Here is a 24,435-nt window from a genome sequence, read left to right as displayed (position 1 = left end):
CTGGCGCAGGCCTTTGCCTAGCGCTCGGCTTCGAAGTTAAGCAGCTTGCTGGCTACACGGTTGCTGTCGACTTTATAGCTGCCATCGGCGATCGCCTGTTTCAATTCGGCCACGCGGGCTTGATTGACGACGGGTTGATCGCGCAGCGAGTTAGTGACCTTCTGCAACTGTTGAGCCTCATTGCTCAGGTGTACGGATTCCCCGCTTTGGCTGGCGCCGGCCTGTTCTGCCTTGGCGGGCAGAGGCTGGGCCTTGGCTTCTACGCTGTCCTTGGTGCCGCTGGTGCGCGTAGTGCCTGGCAAAGCCGGGGCGTTATTCAAACGGCTGAAATCGATGACCATGATAAAAAACCTCTGGGTATTTGGACGCTTGCCATGTTTTCGGCCATACCCGTACAAACTTTAGGCGCGATTGACAATAAACCTGCATGCACGAACGTCAGGCTTACAGTGTAGGAAAAGCTGGCGTCCTATTCCAGCTATCTATAAAGCGACCTCGACTTGGCCGGGCGCTGTGACCCGTGCCCTGATGACGCGGTTGGAGTTGAGGTTCTTGACCCGGATCTGTTCGCTCATGCCGCCGTTGGACAGCGCTTCGCCCGGCATCTTCACGTTCAGCCCGCCGCTGCTCGCGGAAATGACGACCTGGTCGCCCTTGCGAATGACCTCGGCCTGTTCAAGATTGACCAGGGTGATGACCTGATCGCTGACCATTGGTCGGGTTAATCGTTGCCCAACAGCCTGGTCCACTGACGTCAGGTAGCCCTGATTGATCAGGCTGATGTCCCGCTCACGCAAGATGACATCCTCATCGCCGATGATTCCGCCGCGTTTAAGCGGCCGCGATACCACGACTACATCGCGGAACAGTTTGACCTGGGCGGGCACGAACACGGTCCAGGGCGAGGCACCTTCACAGCGGACCTTGACCGTCACGCGGCCAATGGGTTGGGCCGGGCTTTCCAGGGTGGCTGTCAATTCCTTGTCGCACATCGGCATGCGCAGGCGCGGGTCCAGTTGGTTGACCTGGATTTCATAACGTCCTGGCGTCTGAGTGGTTGCCAGATAATCTTCTACAGTGAACTCAAGAAAGCCTTGGGTGACGCCGATAAGTAGATCAGGCAATGTGACGTTGTCGGCGCGGGTAGTGGCGCTTGCGCCCACGGTAAACAACGCCATCCAGGCGCAGAGTAATCTGCGGTACCGTGGGCGGCTGGTGCGTCGGGAAACTGTCGTTTTCATATCCATGACCAAATAAAAAGCAAAGCTCGTGCCGTTTAGTGTTGGGTGCGCGTCGTACCCCCAAAGGTTTTAGCGTAGGAGTCTGGGCATGGCAGGTGTAATGGATTCAGTAAACCAGCGCACACAGCTGGTAGGGCAGAATCGCCTCGAACTGTTGCTTTTTCGCCTGGACGGCAAGCAGCTATATGGCATCAACGTGTTCAAGGTGCGGGAAGTGCTGCAGTGTCCCAAGCTGACGATCATGCCCAAGTCGAGCCCGGTGGTGTGTGGCGTAGCCAACATCCGTGGCGCGACCATTCCGATTCTCGACCTGGCGTTGGCCACGAGTTCGGCCGGCCTGCAAGACCGCGAGAACCCGTTTGTGATCATTACCGAATACAACACCAAGACCCAGGGTTTCCTGGTGCGCTCGGTGGAACGTATCGTCAACATGAACTGGGAAGAGATCCATCCACCGCCCAAGGGCACCGGTCGCGATCACTACCTCACGGCGGTGACGCGGGTGGACAACCAGTTGGTGGAAATCATCGACGTGGAGAAAATCCTCGCCGAAGTCGCACCGACTTCCGAAGCGATCTCGGTTGGCGTCGTCGATGCCGAAACGGCGCACAAGGCGGTTTCGCTGCGGGTGTTGACGGTGGACGACTCCTCGGTGGCGCGTAAACAGGTGACCCGTTGCCTGCAAACCATCGGCGTTGAGGTGGTGGCGCTCAATGATGGCCGCCAGGCGCTGGATTACTTGCGCAAGCTGGTGGATGAAGGCAAGAAGCCGGAAGAAGAGTTTTTGATGATGATTTCCGACATCGAGATGCCGGAAATGGATGGTTACACCCTTACGGCTGAGATACGTAACGATCCACGCATGCAAAAATTGCATATCATCCTGCATACTTCGTTGTCGGGCGTATTCAATCAGGCGATGGTCAAGAAGGTCGGTGCTGACGACTTCCTGGCTAAGTTCCGCCCTGATGACCTGGCATCCCGGGTAGTCGACCGGATCAAGGCAGCAGATCACGGCTAGGGGGATTTCCCTGGCGGTCACACGATTTAAGAGGCGGTATCATTGTCTACGGGTAATTTGGATTTCGAACAGTTCCGGGTCTTCCTGGAAAAAGCCTGTGGCATATTGCTCGGTGAAAACAAGCAATATCTGGTATCCAGCCGTCTCAACAAACTGATGGAACAGCAGGGTATAAAGTCCCTCGGTGAGTTGGTCCAGCGGATTCAGAGCCAGCCGCGCAGCGGGCTCAAGGAAATGGTGGTCGATGCCATGACCACCAACGAAACCCTGTGGTTTCGCGACACCTATCCCTTTGAAGTACTCAAGAGCAAAGTGCTGCCCGAGGCCATCAAGGCCAGCCCGGGTCAGCGTTTGCGGATCTGGTCGGCAGCCTGTTCCTCGGGGCAGGAACCGTACTCGATTTCGATGTCCATCGACGAGTTCGAGCGGACCAACATGGGCCAGTTGAAGGCCGGTGCGCAAATTGTCGCGACCGATTTGTCCGGCACCATGCTCACCAACTGCAAGACCGGCGAGTATGACAGCCTGGCCCTGGGCCGCGGTTTGTCCCCGGAACGCCTGCAGCGTTTCTTCGATCCGAAAGGCGCGGGGCGTTGGGCGGTCAAGGCGCCGATCAAGAGCCGGGTGGAGTTTCGCTCGTTCAACCTGCTCGACAGCTACGCCAGCCTGGGCAAGTTCGACATGGTGTTCTGCCGCAACGTGCTGATCTACTTCTCGGCCGAAGTGAAGAAAGACATCCTGCTGCGCATCCACGGCACGCTCAAGCGCGGTGGTTATCTGTTCCTCGGTGCATCCGAGGCGCTGAACGGCCTGCCGGATCATTTCCAGATGGTGCAGTGCAGTCCAGGGATCATTTACCAGGCCAAGTAAGTCGCACGCAGTCAACGTGTGGGAGGGGGCTTGCCCCCGATAGCGGTTCAGTTGATGTAACTATCACTGACACACCGCCGTCGGGAGCAAGCCCCCTCCCACATTTGTTTGCGCTGCAAACTTCCCAATAGCGGCAACCGCGATTGCCGCTTTACTGGCGCCACGCGGAAACCGGTTGCCGCTTTTCTGGCATTGCCGCCGGCAATCTCCCCGCAACCCCTTGATATATGGGCTCCCATCAGATTGGCATGTACCTTGCTTTAACCCTGTTAACGAACAGCAGGTCAGCCTAAAGGTTTCCGCCATGAGCATCAGCTTCGATAAAGCGCTCGGTATCCATGAACAAGCCCTGGGCTTTCGCGCCCAGCGTGCGGAGGTTCTGGCCAACAACATTGCCAACGCCGACACCCCGAACTACAAGGCTCGGGACCTGGACTTCTCCGCCGTGCTCGCCGCACAGCAGGACAAGACCAAGAACGGCACCTTCGCCTTGAACATGACCAATAGCCGTCATATCGAAGCGCAAGGCCTGAGCAGTGGTGACGAGTCGCTTCTGTATCGCACCCCGATGCAGCCATCGATCGACCAGAACACCGTCGACGCGCAGTTGGAGCAATCGGCCTACGCCGAGAACTCGGTGAACTTTCAGGCCAGCTTCACCCTGCTTAACAGCAAATTCAAAGGGCTGATGTCAGCCCTGCGTGGAGAGTAAGCCATGTCCCTAGCCAGTGTTTTCAATATTGCCGGCAGTGGCATGAGCGCGCAGACCACGCGTTTGAACACCGTCGCCAGTAACATCGCCAACGCCGAGACCGTGTCTTCGAGCATTGACCAGACGTATCGCGCGCGTCACCCGGTGTTCGCCACCATGTTCCAGGGCGGCCAGAGCGGCGGCAGCGATTCGCTGTTCCAGAACCAGGATGCTGCCGGACAAGGCGTGCAGGTACTCGGCGTGGTGGAAGACCAGAGCAATCTGGAAGCGCGCTACGAGCCGAATCACCCTGCGGCGAACGAAAAAGGCTACGTGTACTACCCGAACGTCAACGTGGTCGAGGAAATGGCTGACATGATTTCCGCCAGCCGCTCGTTCCAGACCAACGCGGAAATGATGAATACCGCCAAAACCATGATGCAGAAGGTCCTGACCCTGGGTCAGTGATAAGGGGTGCCAAACAATGGCCATTGTTGATACGACGAACAACACGGCAGTCCAGAACCTGTTCAATAGCAAGGTCAGTACTGCGACGACCAACAGCAGCCTCACCTCCGCCACCAAGGCGGCAACGGGCAACCAGTCGCTGGGTAAGGATGCGTTCTTGCAACTGTTGGTGACCCAACTGAAAAACCAGAACCCGCTGTCGCCCCAGGACAACGGTGCGTTCGTGTCTCAGTTGGCGCAGTTCAGCAGTCTGGAGGGCATCAACACCCTGAATGATTCGGTAAACAACATCTCCAGCAACTACAGCTCGTCGCAGGCGCTGCAGGCTTCGTCGCTGGTAGGCCGCTCGATCATTACCCAGACCGACACGGCGCTGGTGGATACCAGCAAGAGCATGACCGGCTCGGTCGCGGTGACGGCGGCAACGGGCAACGTCTCGGTCAAGATCACCGACAAAGACGGCGTCGTGGTGCGCACCCTCGATCTGGGCGCACAGAGCGCAGGTAGTTCCGACTTCATCTGGGATGGCAAGAACGCCAATGGTGAGGTCGCGGCTGCCGGGACTTACACCTTTGCGGCCACCACCAAGAACGACACAGGCGACTCGGTGGCACTGGCGACTTCTCTGCCGGCGACGGTCACCAGCGTGACCCTCAGCCAGACCGGCGGCGAAATGCTGCTTAACCTTGCTGGCGGCATGGGCAGCGTCAAGCTGTCGCAAATTCAGACTATCGGTACATAGAGCCGGCTAAATACGGCAGAGGGAGAGAAACATGTCTTTTAACATCGGCCTTAGCGGCCTCTATGCGGCCAACAAACAACTGGACGTGACCGGCAACAACATCGCCAACGTCGCGACCACTGGCTTCAAAGCGTCCCGCGCGGAGTTCGCGGATATCTACGCGGCGTCCAAACTGGGCACCGGCCAGAACAGCGTCGGTAACGGTGTGAACCTGGCGGCGGTGTCCCAGCAATTTACCCAGGGTGACGTCAACAACACGGGTGGCATCCTGGACATGGCGATCCAGGGCGGCGGCTTCTTCGTACAGAAGGGCAGCGACGGGTCGCTGGAATACACCCGTAGTGGTGCCTTCCGTTCGGACAAAGACGGCTATATCACCAACAACACCGGTACTTCGCGCCTGCAGGGCTACGCGGCGGATGCCAACGGCAAGATCGTCAAGGGCGGCTTGGTCGACCTGCAAGTGAGCCTGTCGAACCTACCGCCTAAAGCCTCCAGCACCGTGGACTCCACCAGTAACCTGAACTCCTCGGAGGCGGTGATCGACCAGGTGGCCAAGCCATTCAACCCAAGCGACACCAGTACCTTCACCACCCAGTACAGCACCACCTTGTACGACACCCAAGGCAACTCCCACCCGATGGTGCAGTACCTGGTGAAGACGGGTTCCAACCAATGGAACTCCTACACCTTGATCGACGGGGTTAACCCTAATGGCACACCGATCAGTGGCACAGGCGCAGTGGCACCTGTAGCGTCGACCTTATCGTTCGACACCTCCGGTAAGCTCACTGGCGTGGTTACGCCGCCTAGCACGACCTCCAACACCACCCTGACCATTTCCGACTGGAAACCGGGTACCGTGACCAATGGTGTATGGACAGCTAACGGCGCTGCGGCCAACACGAGTGGTATTGCGGTCAACATGGCGAGTATCACCCAGTACAATTCGGCCAGCTACCGCAACCCGCCGGTCACCGATGGTTATGCCACCGGCCAGATCACCGGGCTGAAAATCGACGGCAGCGGCGTACTGTTCGCCACCTTCAGTAACCAGCAGAGTAAGGCCATTGGCCAGATCTCCCTGGCCAGCTTCAACAATGAGCAAGGTCTGCAGCCAGCGGGCAGCACCACTTGGAAGGAGACCTACGCTTCGGGCCAGCCGGGCTATGACGCCCCTCAAGCCGGTACCCTCGGTTCGATCGTGGCCAACTCCCTGGAGAACTCCAACGTCAACCTGACCAACGAGCTGGTGGACCTGATCAAGGCCCAGAGCAACTACCAGGCGAACGCCAAGACCATCTCCACGCAGAGCACCATCATGCAGACCATCATCCAGATGGCCTGATGCGTTAGCGCTGCACAAGAAGCCCCTCGATCGAGGGGCTTTTTTTTGCGTTTTATTTGGCATTAAGACCTTTTCCCACTACCGATGCGGTTACGAGATGACACGCCTTTGTTGGAACGCGCCACACCTGTCTTTCCACCTATCCAGCCGAGAGGCGTTGGGTTCTCTCATTGTTGGGGAGAGGCGATATGTGGAGTTCATCGGTATCTGGCCAAGGGGTCGGGGGTGTGCGTTACGAAAGTGGGGGGGCAGGGCAACACCTGAAGGCCGCCAGCCAGTCTGATGGCACCCAGCAAGACACGGGCGCCGTCAAGGAAAGCGTCACAAAGCTGATCAAAGAGCTTGAAGACGCCGAAAAAACCTCGAAGAACCAGACGGCCCAGGAGTTGCGGGACAAGCTGAATGAAAAGCGAAAGGAGCTTGGTGAAGAGAAATTCAAGGAGATTCTCGATGATCTGAAGAAAGATGCGTCCGAGGGTTTTCTCGATTTCATGAAGAGAGCCTTTCCGGAGGCGTTTCCTGATGGCCCGTCTCCGGATAAACCCCCTTCACCCTCTCCCTCTCCTTCCCCCTCGCCGGGAGGAGGTGGAGGTGGAGGTGGAGGTGGAGGCGGTGGAGGCGGCGGCGGTGGTTTTGGCCCCAGCGAGGCCATGAGCAACAAGGCGATTACCGAAGGCGCGAAGCATTTCGACTACAAACCCGATAACAGTGAGCCGGGAAAAAAACCGGAGAATATCTGGAGCGGCTTCAAGCAGGGGCCGGACGGCAATTGCGTGACGGTTTCAGCGATCAAATCCGCCATGATGCACTTTGGCGAGAAACCCACCGATGTCTTCAAGGAGGTCAAGGAAACGGGTAATGGCTACTCGGTGACCATGCGCGATGGTGTCAAGGTTGATCTGACCAAGGATGAAGTGCGGCTAGCTGCCACTCATGCACGTTTCCAGGGGGATGATCCAAAAATGATGACCAACGCCAACTTCATGTTTGCCGTGAGTGCAAAACGGGCGCAAATGGAAAACAACGATGGCACTGCCGGGCGCAGCTTTCTGGATGGCATACGCACGCTCAACGATGGTGAGTACAGTCGGGAAGGTCTGGACCGCCTGGGGCTGCGCAACAATTACCGGCAGTCCACGGATGCCGACTTGCGAAACAGCAAGTCGGGGACGGTGGAGTACGGCGGTCATTCGATGGCGGTGATCGACGGCCGGATTGAACTGTGGGGCAAGCGGGGTGGGGTGCCCAAGACAGGGATTGCGACCATATTGTTCGGCAACTGACGGGCTTTGCCTGGGCAAAAGAAAACCCCGATAAACCCAACTGCAGCTAGGGTCTATCGAGGTTTTTTCAATCACGGGCAATCAAGCCCGGAACCGACTCAGCTTATTGGCACGCTTCGCAATCCGGCTCGTCGATCGCACAGGCTTTCGGCACTGGCGCCGGGCCGGCAGGTGCGGCGAGCACCGAGTCATCACCGTGGTTGCCGCTGGAAACCGCGTTCAGCTTGCCGGTGTTGATGGTCGACTTCTCGGTGCTGGTCGCGGCCAGGGCACGGAGGTAGTAAGTGGTTTTCAAGCCACGGTACCAAGCCATGCGGTAGGTCACGTCCAGCTTCTTGCCCGAAGCGCCGGCGATGTACAGGTTCAGGGACTGCGCCTGGTCGATCCACTTCTGACGACGGCTGGCGGCGTCAACGATCCACTTGGTGTCCACTTCGAACGCGGTCGCGTAGAGCTCTTTGAGTTCTTGCGGGATGCGTTCGATCTGCTGCACCGAACCGTCGTAGTACTTCAGGTCGTTGATCATGACCGAGTCCCACAGGTCGCGGGCTTTCAGGTCGCGAACCAGGTACGGGTTGATCACGGTGAATTCGCCCGACAGGTTCGATTTCACATACAGGTTCTGGTAGGTCGGTTCGATCGACTGCGATACGCCGGTGATGTTGGCGATGGTTGCGGTCGGCGCGATGGCCATGATGTTGGAGTTACGAATACCTTTCTGTACACGGGCACGTACCGGCGCCCAGTCCAGGGATTCGTTCAGGTCAACGTCGATGTACTTCTGGCCACGTTGCGCGATCAGGATCTGTTGCGAATCCAGCGGCAGGATGCCTTTGGACCACAACGAACCCTGGAACGTCTCGTAGGCACCGCGCTCGTCGGCCAAGTCGCAGGAAGCCTGGATCGCGTAGTAGCTGACCGCTTCCATGGACTTGTCGGCGAATTCGACCGCTGCATCCGAACCGTAAGGAATGTGCTGCAGGTACAAAGCGTCCTGGAAGCCCATGATGCCGAGGCCGACTGGACGGTGCTTGAAGTTGGAGTTCTGCGCCTGTGGCACCGAGTAGTAGTTGATGTCGATGACGTTATCGAGCATACGCACGGCGGTGTTCACGGTGCGTGCAAGCTTCACGGTGTCTAGCTTGCCGTTGACGATGTGGTTCGGCAGGTTGATCGAGCCCAGGTTGCAAACGGCGATCTCATCCTTGTTGGTGTTCAAGGTGATCTCGGTGCACAGGTTCGAGCTGTGGACCACGCCCACGTGCTGCTGCGGGCTGCGCAGGTTGCACGGGTCTTTGAAGGTCAGCCATGGGTGGCCGGTTTCGAAGAGCATGGACAGCATTTTGCGCCACAGGTCTTTGGCCTGGATGGTCTTGAACAGCTTGACCTTGCCTGGGTACTCGGTGAGGGCTTCGTAGTACTCGTAACGCTCTTCGAAAGCCTTGCCGGTCAGGTCATGCAGGTCCGGCACTTCGGATGGCGAGAACAGGGTCCATTTGCCGTCGTCGAAGACGCGCTTCATGAACAGGTCAGGAATCCAGTTGGCGGTGTTCATGTCGTGGGTACGACGACGGTCATCACCGGTGTTCTTGCGCAGCTCGATGAACTCTTCAATGTCCATGTGCCAGGTTTCCAGGTAGGCACAGACAGCGCCTTTGCGCTTGCCACCCTGGTTGACCGCTACGGCGGTGTCGTTGACGACTTTCAGGAACGGTACAACGCCCTGGGACTTGCCGTTGGTGCCCTTGATGTACGAACCCAGCGCGCGCACCGGGGTCCAGTCGTTACCCAGGCCGCCAGCGAATTTGGACAGCATGGCGTTGTCGTGGATCGCGTGGTAGATGCCCGACAGGTCATCCGGCACGGTGGTCAGGTAGCAGCTCGACAGCTGTGGACGCAGGGTGCCGGCGTTGAACAGGGTCGGCGTCGACGACATGTAGTCGAAGGACGACAGCAGGTTGTAGAACTCGATGGCGCGGTCTTCTTTGTGCTTCTCTTCAATCGCCAGGCCCATGGCCACGCGCATGAAGAACACTTGCGGCAGTTCGAAGCGGATACCGTCCTTGTGGATGAAGTAACGGTCGTACAGGGTTTGCAGGCCCAGGTAGGTGAACTGCTGGTCGCGCTCGTGGTTGATCGCCTTGCCGAGTTTTTCCAGGTCGAAGGTGGCCAGGACCGGGTTCAGCAATTCGTATTCGATACCCTTGGTGATGTACGCCGGCAAGGCCTTGGCGTACAGGTCGGCCATCTCGTGGTGGGTGGCGCTGGGGGCTACGCCGAGGAAGCCCAGGCCTTCGGCGCGCAGGGTGTCCATCAGCAGGCGCGCGGTCACGAACGAGTAGTTCGGCTCACGTTCAACCAGGGTACGGGCGGTCATCACCAGGGCGGTGTTGACGTCGGTCAGGGCCACGCCGTCGTACAGGTTCTTCAGGGTTTCGCGCTGGATCAGGTCACCGTCGACTTCTTCCAGGCCTTCGCAGGCCTCGGTGATGATGGTGTTCAGGCGGCCCAGGTCCAGCGGCGCGAATGTGCCGTCGGCCAGGGTGATGCGGATCGATGGGTGCGCTTGTACGGCGGCTTCGTCGACTGGGGAGCGAACGGCGCGCTCTTTGGAGCGGGCGTCACGGTAGATCACGTAGTCGCGGGCGACTTTCTGCTCGCCGGCACGCATCAGGGCCAGTTCGACCTGGTCCTGGATTTCTTCGATGTGGATGGTGCCGCCCGAAGGCATACGACGCTTGAAGGTCGCGCTGACTTGTTCGGTCAGGCGGGCAACGGTGTCGTGGATGCGCGACGAGGCGGCAGCGGTGCCGCCTTCAACTGCAAGAAACGCTTTGGTGATGGCGACGGTGATTTTGTCATCGGTGTAAGGAACGACAGTGCCGTTACGCTTGATCACGCGCAATTGGCCTGGTGCAGTGGCGGACAGATCCATATTCGAATCAGCGGCCTGCGGCACGGAGCCCTGCGGGTTCTCGCGAGTTGTGTCGGTTTGCATGGGGTGTTGTCTCCACATTCTATATTTATTTGGGCACCATCACGGCGCCCACCGTTCCGTCCTGAAGCACTTACAGCAGGCCTGGGCCTGGCATAACAACTTCGAGACAGGAGGAAGGGAGCTCATCGCGCCGCTTCCATGCCGAAGTCTTCGGTTTAGAGCTCAAAAGCTCCTCGCCGTATTCCTGGTGGGTGACAGTTGCCAAGTTCAAGCACTGCAACACCCGTACCGTTTTGCGCTGTTGGCGCGCTAAAACGGTTGCCATCCGCTTGAGCGGTTTGGGCTTTAAAAAATGCTGGAGTTGGACCAAACAGGAGCAAGAAAGGACTTGAGTTTCTTGTCTGATTTGTGTTTGGTCTTTTCGCTCAAAACCCTACATGTAGGGTTTTTTTTGCGCCGAGGTACAAGATAATGCGTTTTTGGAGGCTTAGCAATCCAAGGTCTGTGGATAACGCTGTGGGTAAAATGTGTATGAAACCTAGAATGCCCGTGTAGGCCGCAGTACTGCTGGACCGCGCCGTTTGTCACTGAATATTCCAAGGAAAAAACGGCCCATTGGATTTTTGAGGGCGCGAACCCTATCACAAAAAAACGTGATCACCGAATGCATTTCCTGGCTTGTGTTTGAGGGTTGGGGCATGGCTACAATCGATCTTTTTTATGCCCTTACAACATTACAAATAGGGTATGGCTGGCGAAGATCTAAAGGTGGGAGGGGGCTTGCTCCCTCCCACCTTTAGATCGAGCAGGCCAATCAATTCCTTAATAACAACGAGGATTACCTGTGGAGCATGAAGCCTGGCAAATTCTGATCGTCGAGGATGACGAGCGATTGGCCGAGTTGACCCGCGAGTACCTGGAGAGCAACGGCCTGTGCGTGTCGGTGGAAGGCGATGGCGCCCAGGCTGCCGCGCGGATCATCGCCGAGCAGCCGGACCTGGTGATCCTCGACCTGATGCTGCCCGGCGAAGACGGCCTGAGCATCTGCCGCAAGGTGCGCGAGCGCTACGACGGAGTGATCCTCATGCTCACCGCACGTACCGACGACATGGACCAGGTACTGGGCCTGGACATGGGCGCCGACGACTACGTGTGTAAACCCGTGCGTCCGCGCCTGTTGCTGGCACGTATCCAGGCGCTGTTGCGCCGCAGCGAGCCGGCGGAACCCGTCGTGGTGGAAAACCAGCGCCGCCTGCAATTCGGCCCGCTGCTGGTGGATAACGCCCTGCGCGAAGCCTGGCTGCAGGGCGAGGGCATCGAACTGACCAGCGCCGAGTTCGACCTGCTGTGGCTGCTGGTGGCGAATGCCGGGCGCATCCTGTCCCGCGAAGAAATCTTCATCGCCCTGCGCGGCATCGGTTACGACGGCCAGGACCGCTCGATTGACGTGCGCATCTCGCGTATCCGTCCGAAGATCGGCGACGACCCGATCCACCCGCGCCTGATCAAGACCGTGCGCAGCAAAGGCTATTTGTTCGTCCCCGAAGCCGCCGCCGACATGCCGCTGTGAACTCGATCTTCCTGCGCATCTACGGCGGCATGTGTGCGGCGCTGATCCTGGTGGCGCTGTTGGGCGTGCTGGCGTTGCACCTGCTCAATGACGTGCGCAGCGGGCAGTACCGTGAGCGCCTGGCCCACGGCACGTTTGCCTTGATGGGCGATAACCTGCAACCCATGAGCGCGATTGAGCGCCAGCGCGCGCTGGCGGTGTGGGAACGCCTGCTGGGTATTCCTCTGACGCTGCGCACCTACACCGATGCTCAATTGGACCTCGGCCAGCGCACCCGCCTGCAGCACGGCCAGGTGCTGGTGCAACAGACCGGCCCCCATGCGGCACGGGTGCTGCGGTTGGTCAGCGAGACGGATCAATTGGTGCTGGAAGGTGAAGTGCAGCAGATCAGCGAGCAATTGGCGCGCGCGACCATTTACCTGTTGGCCGACGAACTGGTGCGTTTCCCGGTGGCCGAGCAGCCGCAGCGGCTGGCCGCTATAAAAGAAGCCAAGGGTTTTGGCTTCGAGATGCACCTGATGGCCCTCGACCAGGCCGATATGGATGACGACCAGCGCCGCCGCGTGGCGGAGGGCGATACGGTGATGGCGCTGGGCAAGGGTGGCGATTCGATTCGGGTGTTTGCCGGCATGGTCGGCACGCCCTGGGTGCTTGAAATCGGCCCGTTGTATCAAATGAACCCTTACCCGGCGCAATGGTTGATCCTGATTGCGTTGATCGGCCTGACCCTGATTGGCCTGATCGTCTATCTATTGGTGCGTCAGCTTGAGCGCCGCCTCAAAGGCCTGGAAGCGGCCGCCACGCGTATTGCCAAAGGCAACCTGGAAGTGCGCGTGCCGGCGCGTGGCGCCGACTCGGTAGGGCGCCTGGCCGCCGCCTTCAATGGCATGGCCGAGCACCTGCAGCAGTTGCTGGCGATCCAGCGCGAACTGGTGCGCGCCGTGTCCCACGAACTGCGCACCCCGGTGGCACGCCTGCGTTTCGGCCTGGAGATGATCGGCGACGCCGCCACCCCGCAGGCCCGGCGCAAATACCTCGAAGGCATGGACAGCGATATCCAGGACCTCGACGGCCTGGTCGACGAAATGCTCACCTACGCGCGCCTGGAGCAGGGCGCGCCGGCGCTGAATTTCCAGCGGGTCGACCTCAATGCGTTGCTCGACCAGGTGATCGGCGAATTATCGCCACTGCGTCCGCAGGTCAACGTGGCCCGTGGTATTTGCCTGTCATCGGCGCATTGGGACGATGCCTGGGTCGATGCCGAGCCGCGCTACCTGCACCGTGCCCTGCAAAACCTGGTGAGCAACGCCATGCGCCATGCCCAGGGTCAGGTACTGATCAGCTACCAGGTCGGCCAACTGCGCTGCCGCATCGATGTGGAAGACGATGGCCCCGGCGTACCGGAAAGCGCCTGGGAGCGCATCTTCACGCCTTTCCTGCGCCTGGACGATAGCCGCACCCGCGCCTCGGGCGGGCATGGCCTAGGCTTATCGATTGTGCGGCGGATAATTTATTGGCATGGCGGGCGGGCGTTGATCAGCAAGAGCAACAACCTGGGAGGGGCATGCTTCAGCCTGAGTTGGCCTAGGGACCAGGATAAATCCTGACACTGCTATCGGGGGCAAGTCGAACCGTCGATGACGCTCGATCAGACGCTGATTGCTACAAGGCTCAACAACTGCTCCCCCTCCACCGCAAATTGCCCAACCAATTCCTTACCGTGACGCCACTCTTCGGACAAGTCCGTCAGCAGCCGCAACCGCACCTGCCCGTTCTCTGACCATTCCAGCACCTCGGCATGCTCAAAATAAAAGCGCTTCTGCACGATCGGGTAAAGCGCCTTGAACAAACTCTCCTTGGCCGAAAACGTCAGTGTCACCAGCAGCGCATGTTGCTCACGCGGCAACAGGGCCATGCGCTGCAACTCAGCGGCGCTGAGAATTTCCCCGGCCAGGCGTTCGGCGCGCTCCAGGCTCAGGACATTTTCCAGGTCCATCCCCAGCCCACGCCATTGCGCCTTGTGACCGACAATCGCCGCCGCGTGCCCGCTGCTGTGGGTGATGGAGCCGCAGATATGGTGCGGCCACACCGGCGCACGGTCTTCGCCGATTGCCGGCACGCAGTCCAGGTTATCGAGCTGTTGCAAGGCGGCGCGGGCGCATAACCGGCCGGCGAGAAATTCCGCCTGGCGCTTGGCCACCGAGCGTTGGATGCTCGCCGGCGGCGGCACGGCGCTGCGTTGGAAATCATCGGCGATCAACAAGGCCGGATCAAAGCGCGTACTGAGCAGCACCGTGCCCGGCAAGGGATCGGGCAACGGCCAATGGGCGTCGAGCGGGGTGCAGCAAGCGGGTAGGGGCGTCATGCGCGGTATTTTGCCGAGTTGACGCGCCAGTGGATAGCCCGCAGCGGTTCAGGCCAGGTTCAGAGCCTGTTCAGGGGGAGTTCAGGGGCGCTTGCGTAGTGTGGGTCCACAGCCAAAACGCGTAGAGGTAGGCACCATGACTGCGATCAAGAAGCTTATGTTGGCATTGACCATGCTCAGTGCCACCGCCGGGGCGCAGGCCAGCGATGGTGCCTTTGCGGGATTCGGTCGCGAGAAAACCAAGAAATCCAGCACGCTGATGCAGCGTGTGAGCTTCGACGAGGTGCGCAGCCAGGTCGCGCCGTGGGGCCAGTCGCTGGGCCTGAGCACCCCGCAGGCGGCTTACCGCGCCGGTTATGAGCACCTGAGTGGCCAATACAATGGCATTAAACTGCGCCCGCAAGACCTGCAGGGCCGCTATGATATCCCTCTGTCGGACAGTTGATTTGCCTTGGAGAGCCTTATGAAATTGCTGGTGGTGGAAGATGAGGCGCTGTTGCGTCATCACCTGTATACCCGCCTGACCGACAGCGGGCATGTGGTCGAAGCCGTGGCCAACGCGGAAGAGGCCTTGTACCAGACCGGCCAATTCAACCATGACCTGGCGATCATCGACCTCGGCCTGCCCGGCATGGGTGGCCTTGACCTGATCCGCCAACTGCGCACCCAGGACAAGACCTTCCCGATCCTGATCCTCACCGCTCGCGGCAACTGGCAGGACAAGGTCGAAGGCCTGGCCGCTGGCGCCGACGACTATGTGGTCAAGCCGTTCCAGTTCGAAGAGCTGGAGGCGCGGATGAATGCGTTGCTGCGCCGTTCCAGCGGCTTTACCCAGTCGACCATCGTCGCCGGCCCCTTGCTGCTGGACCTCAATCGCAAGCAAGCCTCGCTGGATGAGCAGCCACTGGCGCTGACCGCCTACGAGTACCGGATTCTCGAGTACCTGATGCGTCACCATCAGCAGGTGGTGCCCAAGGACCGCTTGATGGAGCAGCTCTACCCCGATGACGACGAGCGCGACCCGAATGTCATCGAAGTGCTGGTCGGCCGCCTGCGCCGTAAACTGGAAGGCCCGGCCGGGTTCAAACCGATCGACACCGTGCGCGGCCTGGGCTATCTGTTCAATGAGCGCTGCCGTTGATTCGCTCGTTACGTGTGCGCTTGATGCTGGCGGCCGCCACCCTGGCCGTGCTGTTTATGCTGGGGTTGTTGCCGGCCATGCAGGGCGCGTTCAGCCTGGCCTTGCAGGACTCGATCGAGCAGCGCCTGGCGTCGGACGTTACGACCTTGATTTCGGCGGCGCGGGTCGAAAACAACCGCCTGCAGATGCCGGCGCAGTTGCCGGACGAACGCTTCAACCTCACCGATAGCCGGTTGCTCGGTTATATCTACGACCGCGAAGGCCACCTGGTATGGCGCTCGCGGGCGACCCAGGAAGAAAAGATCAACTACAAGCCGCGCTATGACGGGCGTGGGAATGAATTTGCGCGGATTCGCGAGAGCGATGGCCAGGAATTCTTCGTGTATGACGTCGAGGTCAAGCTGCTCGGCGGCAAGAGCGCGGCGTTCAGCATCGTCGCGCTGCAACCGGTGCGCGAATACCAGTTGACCCTCGAAGGCCTGCGCGAAAACCTCTACCTGGGCTTCGGCGCGGCGTTGCTGGTATTGCTGACCTTACTCTGGCTGGGCCTGACCTGGGGCCTGCAGGCGTTGCGGCGCCTGAGCCAGGAGCTGGACCAGATCGAAGGCGGCACCCGCGAAAGCCTCAGTGAAGAGCACCCCCGCGAACTGCTGCGCCTCACCGGGTCCCTCAACCGTTTGTTGCACAGTGAGCGCGAGCAGCGTACTCGCTACCGCGATTCCCTCGACGACTTAGCCCACAGCCTGAAAACCCCGCTGGCGGTGTTGCAAGGCGTGAGCGAAGACATGGCCCAGCGCCCCGAAGACCGCGACCAGGCCTGGGTGCTGCAATCGCAGATCGAACGCATGAGCCAGCAGATCAGCTACCAATTGCAGCGCGCCAGCCTGCGTAAAAGCGGTTTGGTACGCCATCAGGTGCGCCTGCAGCCGGTGCTGCAAAGCCTGTGTGACACGCTGGACAAGGTCTACCGCGACAAGCGCGTCAAGGTGTCCTTCGAGTTGCCGGACGAGTGCGATGTGCCCATCGAAAAAGGCGCCTTGCTGGAACTGCTCGGCAACCTGCTGGAAAACGCCTACCGCCTGTGCCTGAGCGAAGTGCGCATCAGCCTGGTGGAAAGCCAGGAAGGCATTGAGCTGTGCATCGAAGATGACGGCCCCGGTGTACCGCCCGACCAGCGCGCGCGGATTCTGCAACGCGGCGAGCGGCTGGATCGCCAGCACCCGGGGCAGGGGATCGGCCTGGCGGTGGTCAAGGACATCATTGAAAGCTACGGCGCGCGCCTGACTCTGGGGGACTCACCGTTGGGGGGCGCGGCATTCAAGATTCACTTCCCGGCCCTGTGACCCAGCGGGTGATCTGACTCATCAGGTTTCCTGCGCGCGGTAGGCCCCCGGCGTCAATCCCGTCCACTTCTTGAACGCCCGATGAAACGCCGACGGCTCGGAAAACCCGAGCTGCTCGGCAATTTCCTGCAAAGACAAGTTCGCGCGTCCCAGATGGTAAATGGCGATGTCCCGGCGCAACTCATCCTTGAGCGCTTGAAAACTGCTGCCTTCTTCACGCAGATGCCGGCGCAGGGTCTGCGGGCTGATGTGCAGGTGTTGGGCAACGGCGTCCAGGTCCGGCCAGGGCGTGCGGTCACGGCTGAGCAGGCGGCGGATCTGGCTGCTCAAGCTGTCGCCTTCATCGGGCCGCGACAGCAAGTCGGCGGGAGAACGCTGCAGGAAATGCTTGAGCGTGCGCTCGTCCTGCAGCAGCGGCAGGCTCAAGTAACGGGCAGGAAACACCAGGCTGCTGTTCGGTGCGCCGAACACCTGTGGGCAGGGAAACAACAGGTCGTATTCGCTGGCGTGGGCTGGCATCGGGTAGCTGAACGTGGCCTGGTGCAGACGGATGCGCTGGCCGATCAACCAACTGCCGAGGCGATGCCAGATCACCAGCAGGCATTCACTGAGAAAATGATCTGGGTCGCCTAGCTGTGAGTCGTCCAGGCTCAAGCGGGCCATTTCGCCTTCCCGTGTCAGATGCCAACGCGGACCCTGTGGGAATAGGCTATAAAACAATAAGCCGCGTTCCAGAGCCTTCTCTAGGGTGCGGCAATGGATCAGCGCGTGGCACATCATCGCGAACGTGCCGCGCTTGCTCGGCCCTTCGGCGAAGCCCAGGTACTCGTCGTCCAGCGCGAGCCAGAGCATTTGCAGCAGCCGGGTAAATTGTTCCGGCGCGATGCGGGCGCGGGGTTCGGTCAGCAGTTCTGGGGTGATGCCCACCTGCTGCAACAGGCCCGAGTAGTCGTAGCCGGCCCGGCGCGCACCGCCGAGGGCGGCTCGGGCGTAGTGACTGGCGATGGTACGTTCACGCATGCAAGGGCCTCGTCCATGGAGTGGCGGATGGTAGCCACCCCCCAGTACCACGACAAGGCGGATATCCGCCAAATTGTAGGACGAGACTCGATGAGTTGGCGGAAAACCGCCGCCTGACGGGCCGCGTTGCGGCACGGCTTAATCCCTCCCACCCTTATGTCTAAGGGGCTTCAGACAGTTTCAGCAAAGTGGCACGGCGTTTGCGATAAGGATTACAGCGCAGGCCTTGTCCTACAAGTCTCGCAAACAACAAATCCCTCCAGTGCAGGAGGGTTCGCAATTCAAGTGCCGTGGGCAATGGCGGATATTTGCCACACGGGACGATTGAGGAACTTTACAATGACGACTCGTCAGCCACTGTACAAATCCCTGTATTTCCAGGTGATCGTTGCCATCGTTATCGGTATTTTGCTCGGCCACTTTTACCCGCAGACCGGCGTGGCCCTCAAGCCGCTGGGTGACGGGTTTATCAAACTGATCAAAATGGTCATCGCCCCGATCATCTTCTGCACCGTTGTCAGCGGCATCGCCGGCATGCAGAGCATGAAATCGGTCGGCAAAACCGGCGGCTACGCGCTGCTGTACTTCGAAGTCGTGTCCTCCATCGCCCTGCTGATCGGCCTGTTCGTGGTGAACGTTGTGCAGCCGGGCGCCGGCATGCACATCGACGTGGCCACCCTGGACGCTTCGAAAGTCGCGGCCTACGTGACGGCTGGTGCGGACCAGAGCATCGTTGGCTTCCTGCTTAACGTGATCCCGAACACCATCGTCGGTGCCTTCGCCAACGGCGACATCCTGCAAGTCCTGATGTTCTCGGTGATCTTCGGTTTCGCCCTGCATCGCCTGGGTGCCTACGGCAAGCCGGTGCTGGACTTCATCGATCGCTTCGCCCACGTGATGTTCAACATCATCAACATGATCATGAAGCTCGCGCCAATCGGTGCCCTCGGCGCCATGGCGTTCACCATCGGTGCCTACGGTGTCGGCTCGCTGGTGCAACTGGGCCAGTTGATGATCTGCTTCTACATCACCTGCGTCCTGTTCGTGGTCGTGGTGCTCGGCGCCATCTGCCGCGCGCACGGTTTCAGCGTGCTGAAACTGATCCGCTACATCCGTGAAGAGCTGCTGATCGTTCTGGGTACGTCCTCGTCTGAATCGGCACTGCCACGCATGCTGATCAAGATGGAGCGTCTGGGCGCGAAGAAATCCGTGGTTGGCCTGGTGATCCCGACCGGCTACTCGTTCAACCTCGACGGTACGTCGATCTACCTGACCATGGCTGCCGTGTTCATCGCCCAGGCGACTGACACGCACATGGACATTACCCACCAGATCACGCTGTTGCTGGTGCTGCTGCTGTCCTCCAAAGGCGCTGCAGGCGTGACCGGCAGTGGTTTCATCGTACTCGCCGCGACCCTGTCGGCCGTAGGCCACCTGCCGGTTGCCGGTCTGGCGCTGATCCTGGGTATCGACCGCTTCATGTCCGAAGCCCGTGCGCTGACCAACCTGGTCGGTAACGCCGTGGCGACCCTGGTGGTAGCCAAGTGGGTCAACGAACTGGACGAAGACAAGCTGCACGTCGAGCTGGCTTCCGGTGGTCGTGGTATCTCCGACACTCGTGAAGAAGATGACCTGGGCGTGGCCGAAGGCCCTGCGCCGGTGATCAAGTAAGACGCTGATGGCGTGAACTGACGTCCACAGCAATCCGCAAACGCCCCGACTGGTTCGGGGCGTTTGCGTTTCTGCCCGGTCACTTTGCGGATTTTTGGTTTACATTAAGCCCATGTTCCATCAAAGGCCCGGTGAAGATTCGTCTTCACAAGAGAGCCTCCTCAGCCTGAGCCAATCTGCGCGTACCCGAACCAGCGATACCTTTCGCGACAGATGGCTCGCCCCTAAATGCAGCAAATAGGCGGGCGTGCCCAATGATTACCCTGAAACTCAACGGCCAAGACCATCAACTGGACGTCACCGAGGAGATGCCACTGTTGTGGGCGATCCGCGATGTGGCGGGCTACAACGGCACCAAATTCGGCTGCGGCATGGGCCTGTGCGGCGCATGCACCATTCATATCGACGGCGCGCCGGCGCGCAGTTGCATCACCCCGATCGGCGCGGTCAAGGGCCAAGCCGTCAGCACCATCGACAACCTGCACACCGACCCGATCGGCCAGGTCGTGCAGCAAGCCTGGCTGGACAGCGCCGTGGCCCAGTGCGGCTACTGCCAGGGCGGGCAAATCATGTCGGCCACCGCGCTGCTGAAAACCAACCCCAACCCCAGTGACGAGCAGATCGAAGAGGCGATGGTCGGCAATATCTGTCGGTGCGGCACTTACAACCGCATCAAGACCGCGATCCGCCAGGCGTCGACGCATCTGCAGGGGGCCAAGGCATGAGCCGCTTACCCGCTGATTTCGTCCTCAATAACCTCAGTCGCCGTGGTTTCCTGCAGGGCGTCGGCGCCACCGGCGCGCTGGTGATCGCCGCCAGTTGGGGCTTGCCCGAGGCGTTTGCCGCTGATGCCGTCAAGAAATATGGCGGCGATGCCATGCCCCATGGGCTGATCGATGACCCCAAGGTCTACGTCAGCATCGCCACCGACGGTACCGTGACGGTGATTTGCAACCGTTCGGAAATGGGCCAGGGCGTGCGTACCAGTCTGAGCCTGGTGGTGGCCGATGAGTTGGACGCCGATTGGGCCCATGTGCGGGTCCAGCAGGCGCCGGGCGACGAAGTGCGTTACGGCAACCAGGACACCGATGGCTCGCGCAGCATGCGCCACTGGTTCGAACCGATGCGGCGTTGCGGCGCGAGTGCGCGCGCGATGCTGGAACAGGCGGCTGCCGACCAGTGGAAAGTCCCGTTGGGCGAGTGCCGTGCGCAGTTGCATAAGGTCATCCACCAGCCCAGCGGTCGCGCCCTGGGCTATGGTGAATTGGCCGCCGCTGCCGGTGCATTGGCGGTGCCGGCGCGGGACACGCTGCGCCTCAAGCAGCCGTCGGAGTTCCGCTACATCGGCAAAGAGGGTGTCAAGGCCATCGATGGTGTCGACATCGTTAACGGTCGCGCAGTCTACGGCGCGGACGTGCATTTCGACGGCATGCTCTACGCCACCATTGCACGGCCGCAGGTCTATGGCGGCAAGGTCAAATCCTTCGATGCCAGTGCGGCGTTGAAGGTGCCGGGGGTGATCAAGGTCGTCGAAATCGAAAGCCGCCCTCTGCCTTCGGAGTTCCAGCCGCTGGGCGGCGTGGCCGTGGTGGCGAGCAACACCTGGGCGGCGATCAAGGGCCGTGAAGCGCTGAGCATTGTCTGGGATGACGGCGTCAACGCCGGCTACAACTCCATCGATTACCGCAAGGCTCTGGAAGCGGCCGCGCAGCAACCGGGTAAAGTGGTGCGCAATACCGGCACCCTCGACCAGGCCATGAGCGCTGCCGACAGCACCCTCGAAGCCGCTTATTACCTGCCGCATCTGGCCCAGTCGCCGATGGAGCCGATGGTTGCCATCGCCCGTTTCGACAAGGGTCAGTGCGAAGCCTGGGCGCCAAGCCAGGCGCCTCAGGTGACTCGCGAGCGCGTTGCCGAGCGCCTGGGCCTGCCTTTCGATAACGTGACCATCAATGTCACGCTGCTGGGCGGTGGCTTCGGTCGCAAGTCCAAGCCGGACTTCGTGGTCGAGGCGGCCATCCTCGCCAAGGAATTCCCCGGCAAGGCCGTGCGCGTGCAGTGGACCCGTGAAGATGATATCCACAACTCCTACTTCCACACGGTTTCCGCCGAGTACCTCAAGGCTGGCCTGAACAAGGACGGCCTGCCTTCTGCCTGGCTGCACCGCACCGTCGCGCCGAGCATCACCGCACTGTTTGCGCCGGGCATGAACCATGAGGCGGCGTTCGAGCTGGGCATGGGCTTTACCAACATGGCCTACGCGATTCCCAACGTGCGCCTGGAAAACCCCGAAGCTGCGGCTCACACCCGGGTTGGCTGGTATCGCTCGGTGTCGAACATCCCCCACGGTTTTGCGATTCAGAGCTTTGTTGATGAGCTGGCGCATAAGGCCGGTCAGGACCCGTTGCAGTACCAACTCAAGTTACTCGGGCCGGATCGTCAGATCGATCCTAAAACCCTGAGCGATGAGTGGAACTACGGCGAATCCCCGGAGCGCTACCCGATCGATACCGCCCGCCTGCGCGGTGTGCTGGAAACCGCCGCCAAGGCCGCCGGCTGGGGGCGCACGCTGCCCAAGGGCCGAGGACTGGGGCTGGCGGTGCATTACAGTTTCGTCACCTATGTGGCGGCGGTGATCGAGGTCGAAGTCAAAGACGACGGCACGCTGATCGTACACAAGGCGGATATCGCCGTGGACTGCGGCCCGCAGATCAATCCGGAACGCATTCGCTCGCAATTCGAAGGCGCCTGCGTGATGGGCCTGGGCAACGCGGTATTGGGCGAAATCAGCTTCAAGGACGGCAAGGTCCAGCAGGATAACTTCCATATGTATGAAGTGGCGCGTATGTCCCTGGCGCCCAAGGTCGTTGCGGTACACCTGGTCACGCCACAGGGCGAGGTGCCGTTGGGTGGTGTCGGTGAGCCCGGCGTGCCGCCGATTGCGCCGGCGTTGTGTAATGCGATCTTTGCCGCCACCGGCAAGCGCATTCGTAGCCTGCCCGTGCGCTACCAACTGCAGGGCTGGCAGGAGACGAAGTCCTGATGGACAGTGTGGATCTGAATGTCCTGCGCAGCGTGCTCGAATGGCGCCGCGCGGGGCAGCGGGTGGTGTTGTACAGCGTGGTCCAGACCTGGGGCAGCGCGCCGCGTCCGCCCGGGGCCATGCTGGCCTTGCGCGGTGACGGGGTAGTGATTGGCTCGGTGTCCGGCGGCTGCATTGAAGATGACTTGATTGCGCGTTTGCAGGATGGTCGGTTGGCGGATGATGGGCCAGCGGTGCAGTTGGTGACCTACGGCGTGACGCGCGATGAAGCGGCGCGGTTTGGCCTGCCGTGTGGCGGCACCCTGCGCCTGACCGAAGAGCGCGTGATGGAGTGGCAGTGGGTGGCCGAGTTGCTGGCGCGCTGTGAAGCCCATGAAATCGTCGCTCGCGAGTTGGACCTGGCCACCGGCAATGTGCGCTTGAGCGCTGCGAGCAAGACCGACGTGGTGACCTTCGACGGCGAGCGCTTGCGCGCCATTTATGGCCCGCGCTGGCGCCTGCTGTTGATCGGCGCCGGGCAGCTGTCACGCTATGTGGCGCAAATGGCGCGGTTGCTGGATTTCGAAGTGCTGATCTGCGACCCGCGTGAAGAGTTCGTGTATGGCTGGGAAGAACAGCATGGCCGCTTTGTGCCCGGCATGCCTGATGAAGCGGTGCTGAACATCCAGACCGACGAACGCACGGCTATCGTCTGCCTGACCCACGATCCGCGCCTGGACGATATGGCGTTGCTGACGGCATTGAACTCCAGCGCGTTCTATATCGGCGCGCTGGGTTCGCGGGTCAACACCCGTAAACGCCGGGAAAACCTGGCGGCGCTGGGGATGTCTGCGCAGGCGATTGCGCGGCTGCATGGGCCGATCGGTTTGCATATCGGCAGCCATACACCGGCGGAGATTGCCCTGTCGTTGCTGGCGGAAATTGTCGCGATCAAGAACGGCGTGGCACTGCTGCAGAAAAAGCCGATGCCGGTGCAGGTTGAATGAGCGTCACGGTGATTGTGCTGGCGGCGGGGCAGGGCAGTCGTTTTCGCGCTGCAGCCGCGGCTGATCAGGATAAGTTGCTGGCTGATTGCGTGGGCCGGGACGCCGTAGTGCGGCCGGTGATCGAGCAGGTGCTGGTGAATTTGCCGGCGTGCGCTGTAAAACGCGTGGTGGTGACCTCGCCCGATCGGCTTGAAGTCATTCGTCTGGCGCAGGCCCGTGGCTGCGAGGTAGTGCAGCTGTGCTCAGGCGGAATGGGCGACAGCATTGCCGCAGCGGTCGCGGCCAGTGGTTCCAGCGATGGCTGGCTGGTGGTGCTGGGTGATATGCCGTTCATTCTGCCGTCCAGCATTGAACGGGTGTTGGAGCGCATAGACGGTATCAGTGTGCCGGTGCATGCCGGCCAGTATGGGCATCCGGTTGCGTTTGGACGGGCGTTCGGGCCGGCGTTGATGGCGTTGACGGGTGATTGCGGGGCCAAGCCACTATTTGCCCAGGGGCAAGTGCGCGAGATCCAGGTAAGTGATCCTGGCGTACTCTGGGATGTGGATCTTCCGCATCTGTTGGATTTCAAACCGCTCTGAAATGTGGGAGGGGGCTTGCCCCCGATTGCGGGCCAGCCAACATATCTGGTGACTGATACATCGCAATCGGGAGCAAGCCCCCTCCCACATTGGTTTTTCAGCGTTTTGACAAT

22 protein-coding genes are annotated in these 24,435 nt (G+C 60.5%); 17 read left to right on the top strand and 5 right to left on the bottom strand.

Annotated elements, in window-relative coordinates; genetic code table 11:
* Nucleotides 1-17: 17 nt before the first annotated feature.
* Both flgM and flgA read right to left on the bottom strand, forming a co-directional pair.
* The gene (gene flgM / locus ACP7CJ_RS25635) at nucleotides 18-341 is read right to left on the bottom strand and encodes a flagellar biosynthesis anti-sigma factor FlgM (protein WP_276194432.1); all 324 of its coding nucleotides are present in this window, start codon (nucleotides 339-341) and stop codon (nucleotides 18-20) included.
* Nucleotides 342-482: 141 nt separating this feature from the next.
* On the bottom strand, nucleotides 483-1,247 hold the full coding sequence (flgA, locus tag ACP7CJ_RS25630) for a flagellar basal body P-ring formation chaperone FlgA (RefSeq protein WP_426102601.1): 765 nt from the start codon (nucleotides 1,245-1,247) through the stop codon (nucleotides 483-485).
* Nucleotides 1,248-1,329: 82 nt separating this feature from the next.
* Here flgA and ACP7CJ_RS25625 point away from each other — a divergent pair, with 82 nt between their 5' ends.
* The 7 genes from ACP7CJ_RS25625 (at nucleotide 1,330) to ACP7CJ_RS25595 (ending at nucleotide 7,664) form a co-directional block, all read left to right on the top strand.
* On the top strand, nucleotides 1,330-2,262 hold the full coding sequence (locus ACP7CJ_RS25625; protein WP_026140310.1) for a chemotaxis protein CheV: 933 nt from the start codon (nucleotides 1,330-1,332) through the stop codon (nucleotides 2,260-2,262).
* 42 nt (nucleotides 2,263-2,304) lie between these two features.
* A complete protein-coding gene (gene cheR, locus ACP7CJ_RS25620; RefSeq protein WP_276194429.1) occupies nucleotides 2,305-3,132 on the top strand; it encodes a protein-glutamate O-methyltransferase CheR in 828 nt (275 codons plus the stop codon).
* 304 nt (nucleotides 3,133-3,436) lie between these two features.
* A complete protein-coding gene (gene flgB / locus ACP7CJ_RS25615) occupies nucleotides 3,437-3,844 on the top strand; it encodes a flagellar basal body rod protein FlgB (protein WP_003175633.1) in 408 nt (135 codons plus the stop codon).
* Between the two features lie 3 nt (nucleotides 3,845-3,847).
* Complete coding sequence (gene flgC / locus ACP7CJ_RS25610) at nucleotides 3,848-4,291, top strand: flagellar basal body rod protein FlgC (RefSeq protein ID WP_016973698.1); 444 nt, start codon at nucleotides 3,848-3,850, stop codon at nucleotides 4,289-4,291.
* Nucleotides 4,292-4,307: 16 nt separating this feature from the next.
* Entirely contained in the window at nucleotides 4,308-5,033 is a 726-nt protein-coding gene (flgD, locus tag ACP7CJ_RS25605; protein ID WP_426102603.1) for a flagellar hook assembly protein FlgD, read from the top strand.
* Between the two features lie 31 nt (nucleotides 5,034-5,064).
* Nucleotides 5,065-6,381, top strand: coding sequence for a flagellar hook protein FlgE (flgE, locus tag ACP7CJ_RS25600; RefSeq protein ID WP_276194426.1), 1,317 nt, complete (start codon nucleotides 5,065-5,067; stop codon nucleotides 6,379-6,381).
* Nucleotides 6,382-6,569: 188 nt separating this feature from the next.
* Complete coding sequence (locus tag ACP7CJ_RS25595) at nucleotides 6,570-7,664, top strand: hypothetical protein (protein WP_426102605.1); 1,095 nt, start codon at nucleotides 6,570-6,572, stop codon at nucleotides 7,662-7,664.
* 103 nt (nucleotides 7,665-7,767) lie between these two features.
* On the opposite strand, the gene ACP7CJ_RS25590 is transcribed toward ACP7CJ_RS25595, so the two are convergent.
* Nucleotides 7,768-10,662 carry a ribonucleoside-diphosphate reductase subunit alpha gene (locus ACP7CJ_RS25590; protein ID WP_276194424.1) on the bottom strand — a complete coding sequence of 965 codons (2,895 nt, stop codon included), beginning with the start codon at nucleotides 10,660-10,662 and terminating at the stop codon, nucleotides 7,768-7,770.
* A 784-nt stretch (nucleotides 10,663-11,446) separates the two neighbouring features.
* Here ACP7CJ_RS25590 and ACP7CJ_RS25585 point away from each other — a divergent pair.
* Nucleotides 11,447-12,172, top strand: coding sequence for a response regulator (locus ACP7CJ_RS25585; RefSeq protein WP_426102607.1), 726 nt, complete (start codon nucleotides 11,447-11,449; stop codon nucleotides 12,170-12,172).
* Nucleotides 12,169-13,779 carry an ATP-binding protein gene (locus tag ACP7CJ_RS25580; protein ID WP_276194422.1) on the top strand — a complete coding sequence of 537 codons (1,611 nt, stop codon included), beginning with the start codon at nucleotides 12,169-12,171 and terminating at the stop codon, nucleotides 13,777-13,779. Before ACP7CJ_RS25585 ends, ACP7CJ_RS25580 begins: the two co-directional genes overlap by 4 nt.
* Nucleotides 13,780-13,820: 41 nt before the next feature.
* On the opposite strand, the gene ACP7CJ_RS25575 is transcribed toward ACP7CJ_RS25580, so the two are convergent.
* Complete coding sequence (locus tag ACP7CJ_RS25575; RefSeq protein ID WP_276194421.1) at nucleotides 13,821-14,537, bottom strand: 4'-phosphopantetheinyl transferase family protein; 717 nt, start codon at nucleotides 14,535-14,537, stop codon at nucleotides 13,821-13,823.
* A 136-nt stretch (nucleotides 14,538-14,673) separates the two neighbouring features.
* Here ACP7CJ_RS25575 and ACP7CJ_RS25570 point away from each other — a divergent pair, with 136 nt between their 5' ends.
* The 3 genes from ACP7CJ_RS25570 to ACP7CJ_RS25560 are packed head-to-tail and all read left to right on the top strand — an operon-like array spanning nucleotide 14,674 to nucleotide 17,021.
* Nucleotides 14,674-14,982 carry a hypothetical protein gene (locus ACP7CJ_RS25570; RefSeq protein WP_276194420.1) on the top strand — a complete coding sequence of 103 codons (309 nt, stop codon included), beginning with the start codon at nucleotides 14,674-14,676 and terminating at the stop codon, nucleotides 14,980-14,982.
* Nucleotides 14,983-15,000: 18 nt separating this feature from the next.
* Entirely contained in the window at nucleotides 15,001-15,678 is a 678-nt protein-coding gene (locus ACP7CJ_RS25565) for a response regulator (protein ID WP_276194419.1), read from the top strand.
* Nucleotides 15,675-17,021 carry an ATP-binding protein gene (locus ACP7CJ_RS25560; protein WP_276194418.1) on the top strand — a complete coding sequence of 449 codons (1,347 nt, stop codon included), beginning with the start codon at nucleotides 15,675-15,677 and terminating at the stop codon, nucleotides 17,019-17,021. Before ACP7CJ_RS25565 ends, ACP7CJ_RS25560 begins: the two co-directional genes overlap by 4 nt.
* Before the next feature lie 21 nt (nucleotides 17,022-17,042).
* On the opposite strand, the gene ACP7CJ_RS25555 is transcribed toward ACP7CJ_RS25560, so the two are convergent.
* A complete protein-coding gene (locus tag ACP7CJ_RS25555; RefSeq protein ID WP_253398179.1) occupies nucleotides 17,043-18,041 on the bottom strand; it encodes an AraC family transcriptional regulator in 999 nt (332 codons plus the stop codon).
* Between the two features lie 339 nt (nucleotides 18,042-18,380).
* On the opposite strand from ACP7CJ_RS25555, the gene ACP7CJ_RS25550 reads away from it, so the two are divergent.
* From ACP7CJ_RS25550 to ACP7CJ_RS25530, 5 genes are all read left to right on the top strand, one after another.
* The gene (locus ACP7CJ_RS25550; RefSeq protein ID WP_276194416.1) at nucleotides 18,381-19,712 is read left to right on the top strand and encodes a dicarboxylate/amino acid:cation symporter; all 1,332 of its coding nucleotides are present in this window, start codon (nucleotides 18,381-18,383) and stop codon (nucleotides 19,710-19,712) included.
* 254 nt (nucleotides 19,713-19,966) lie between these two features.
* The gene (locus ACP7CJ_RS25545; protein WP_247395888.1) at nucleotides 19,967-20,437 is read left to right on the top strand and encodes a (2Fe-2S)-binding protein; all 471 of its coding nucleotides are present in this window, start codon (nucleotides 19,967-19,969) and stop codon (nucleotides 20,435-20,437) included.
* Entirely contained in the window at nucleotides 20,434-22,755 is a 2,322-nt protein-coding gene (locus ACP7CJ_RS25540) for a molybdopterin cofactor-binding domain-containing protein (protein WP_426102609.1), read from the top strand. The genes ACP7CJ_RS25545 and ACP7CJ_RS25540 overlap by 4 nt, the downstream gene beginning before the upstream one ends.
* On the top strand, nucleotides 22,755-23,741 hold the full coding sequence (locus ACP7CJ_RS25535; RefSeq protein WP_426102611.1) for an XdhC family protein: 987 nt from the start codon (nucleotides 22,755-22,757) through the stop codon (nucleotides 23,739-23,741). Before ACP7CJ_RS25540 ends, ACP7CJ_RS25535 begins: the two co-directional genes overlap by 1 nt.
* Nucleotides 23,738-24,322 carry a nucleotidyltransferase family protein gene (locus ACP7CJ_RS25530; RefSeq protein WP_426102613.1) on the top strand — a complete coding sequence of 195 codons (585 nt, stop codon included), beginning with the start codon at nucleotides 23,738-23,740 and terminating at the stop codon, nucleotides 24,320-24,322. The genes ACP7CJ_RS25535 and ACP7CJ_RS25530 overlap by 4 nt, the downstream gene beginning before the upstream one ends.
* The last annotated feature ends 113 nt before the right edge of the window (nucleotides 24,323-24,435 follow it).

The sequence above is a fragment of the Pseudomonas sp. PSPC3-2 genome, assembly GCF_049897085.1.
Taxonomy (GTDB): Bacteria; Pseudomonadota; Gammaproteobacteria; order Pseudomonadales; family Pseudomonadaceae; genus Aquipseudomonas; species Aquipseudomonas paraveronii.
This window is presented reverse-complemented; position numbering and strand designations above follow the sequence as displayed.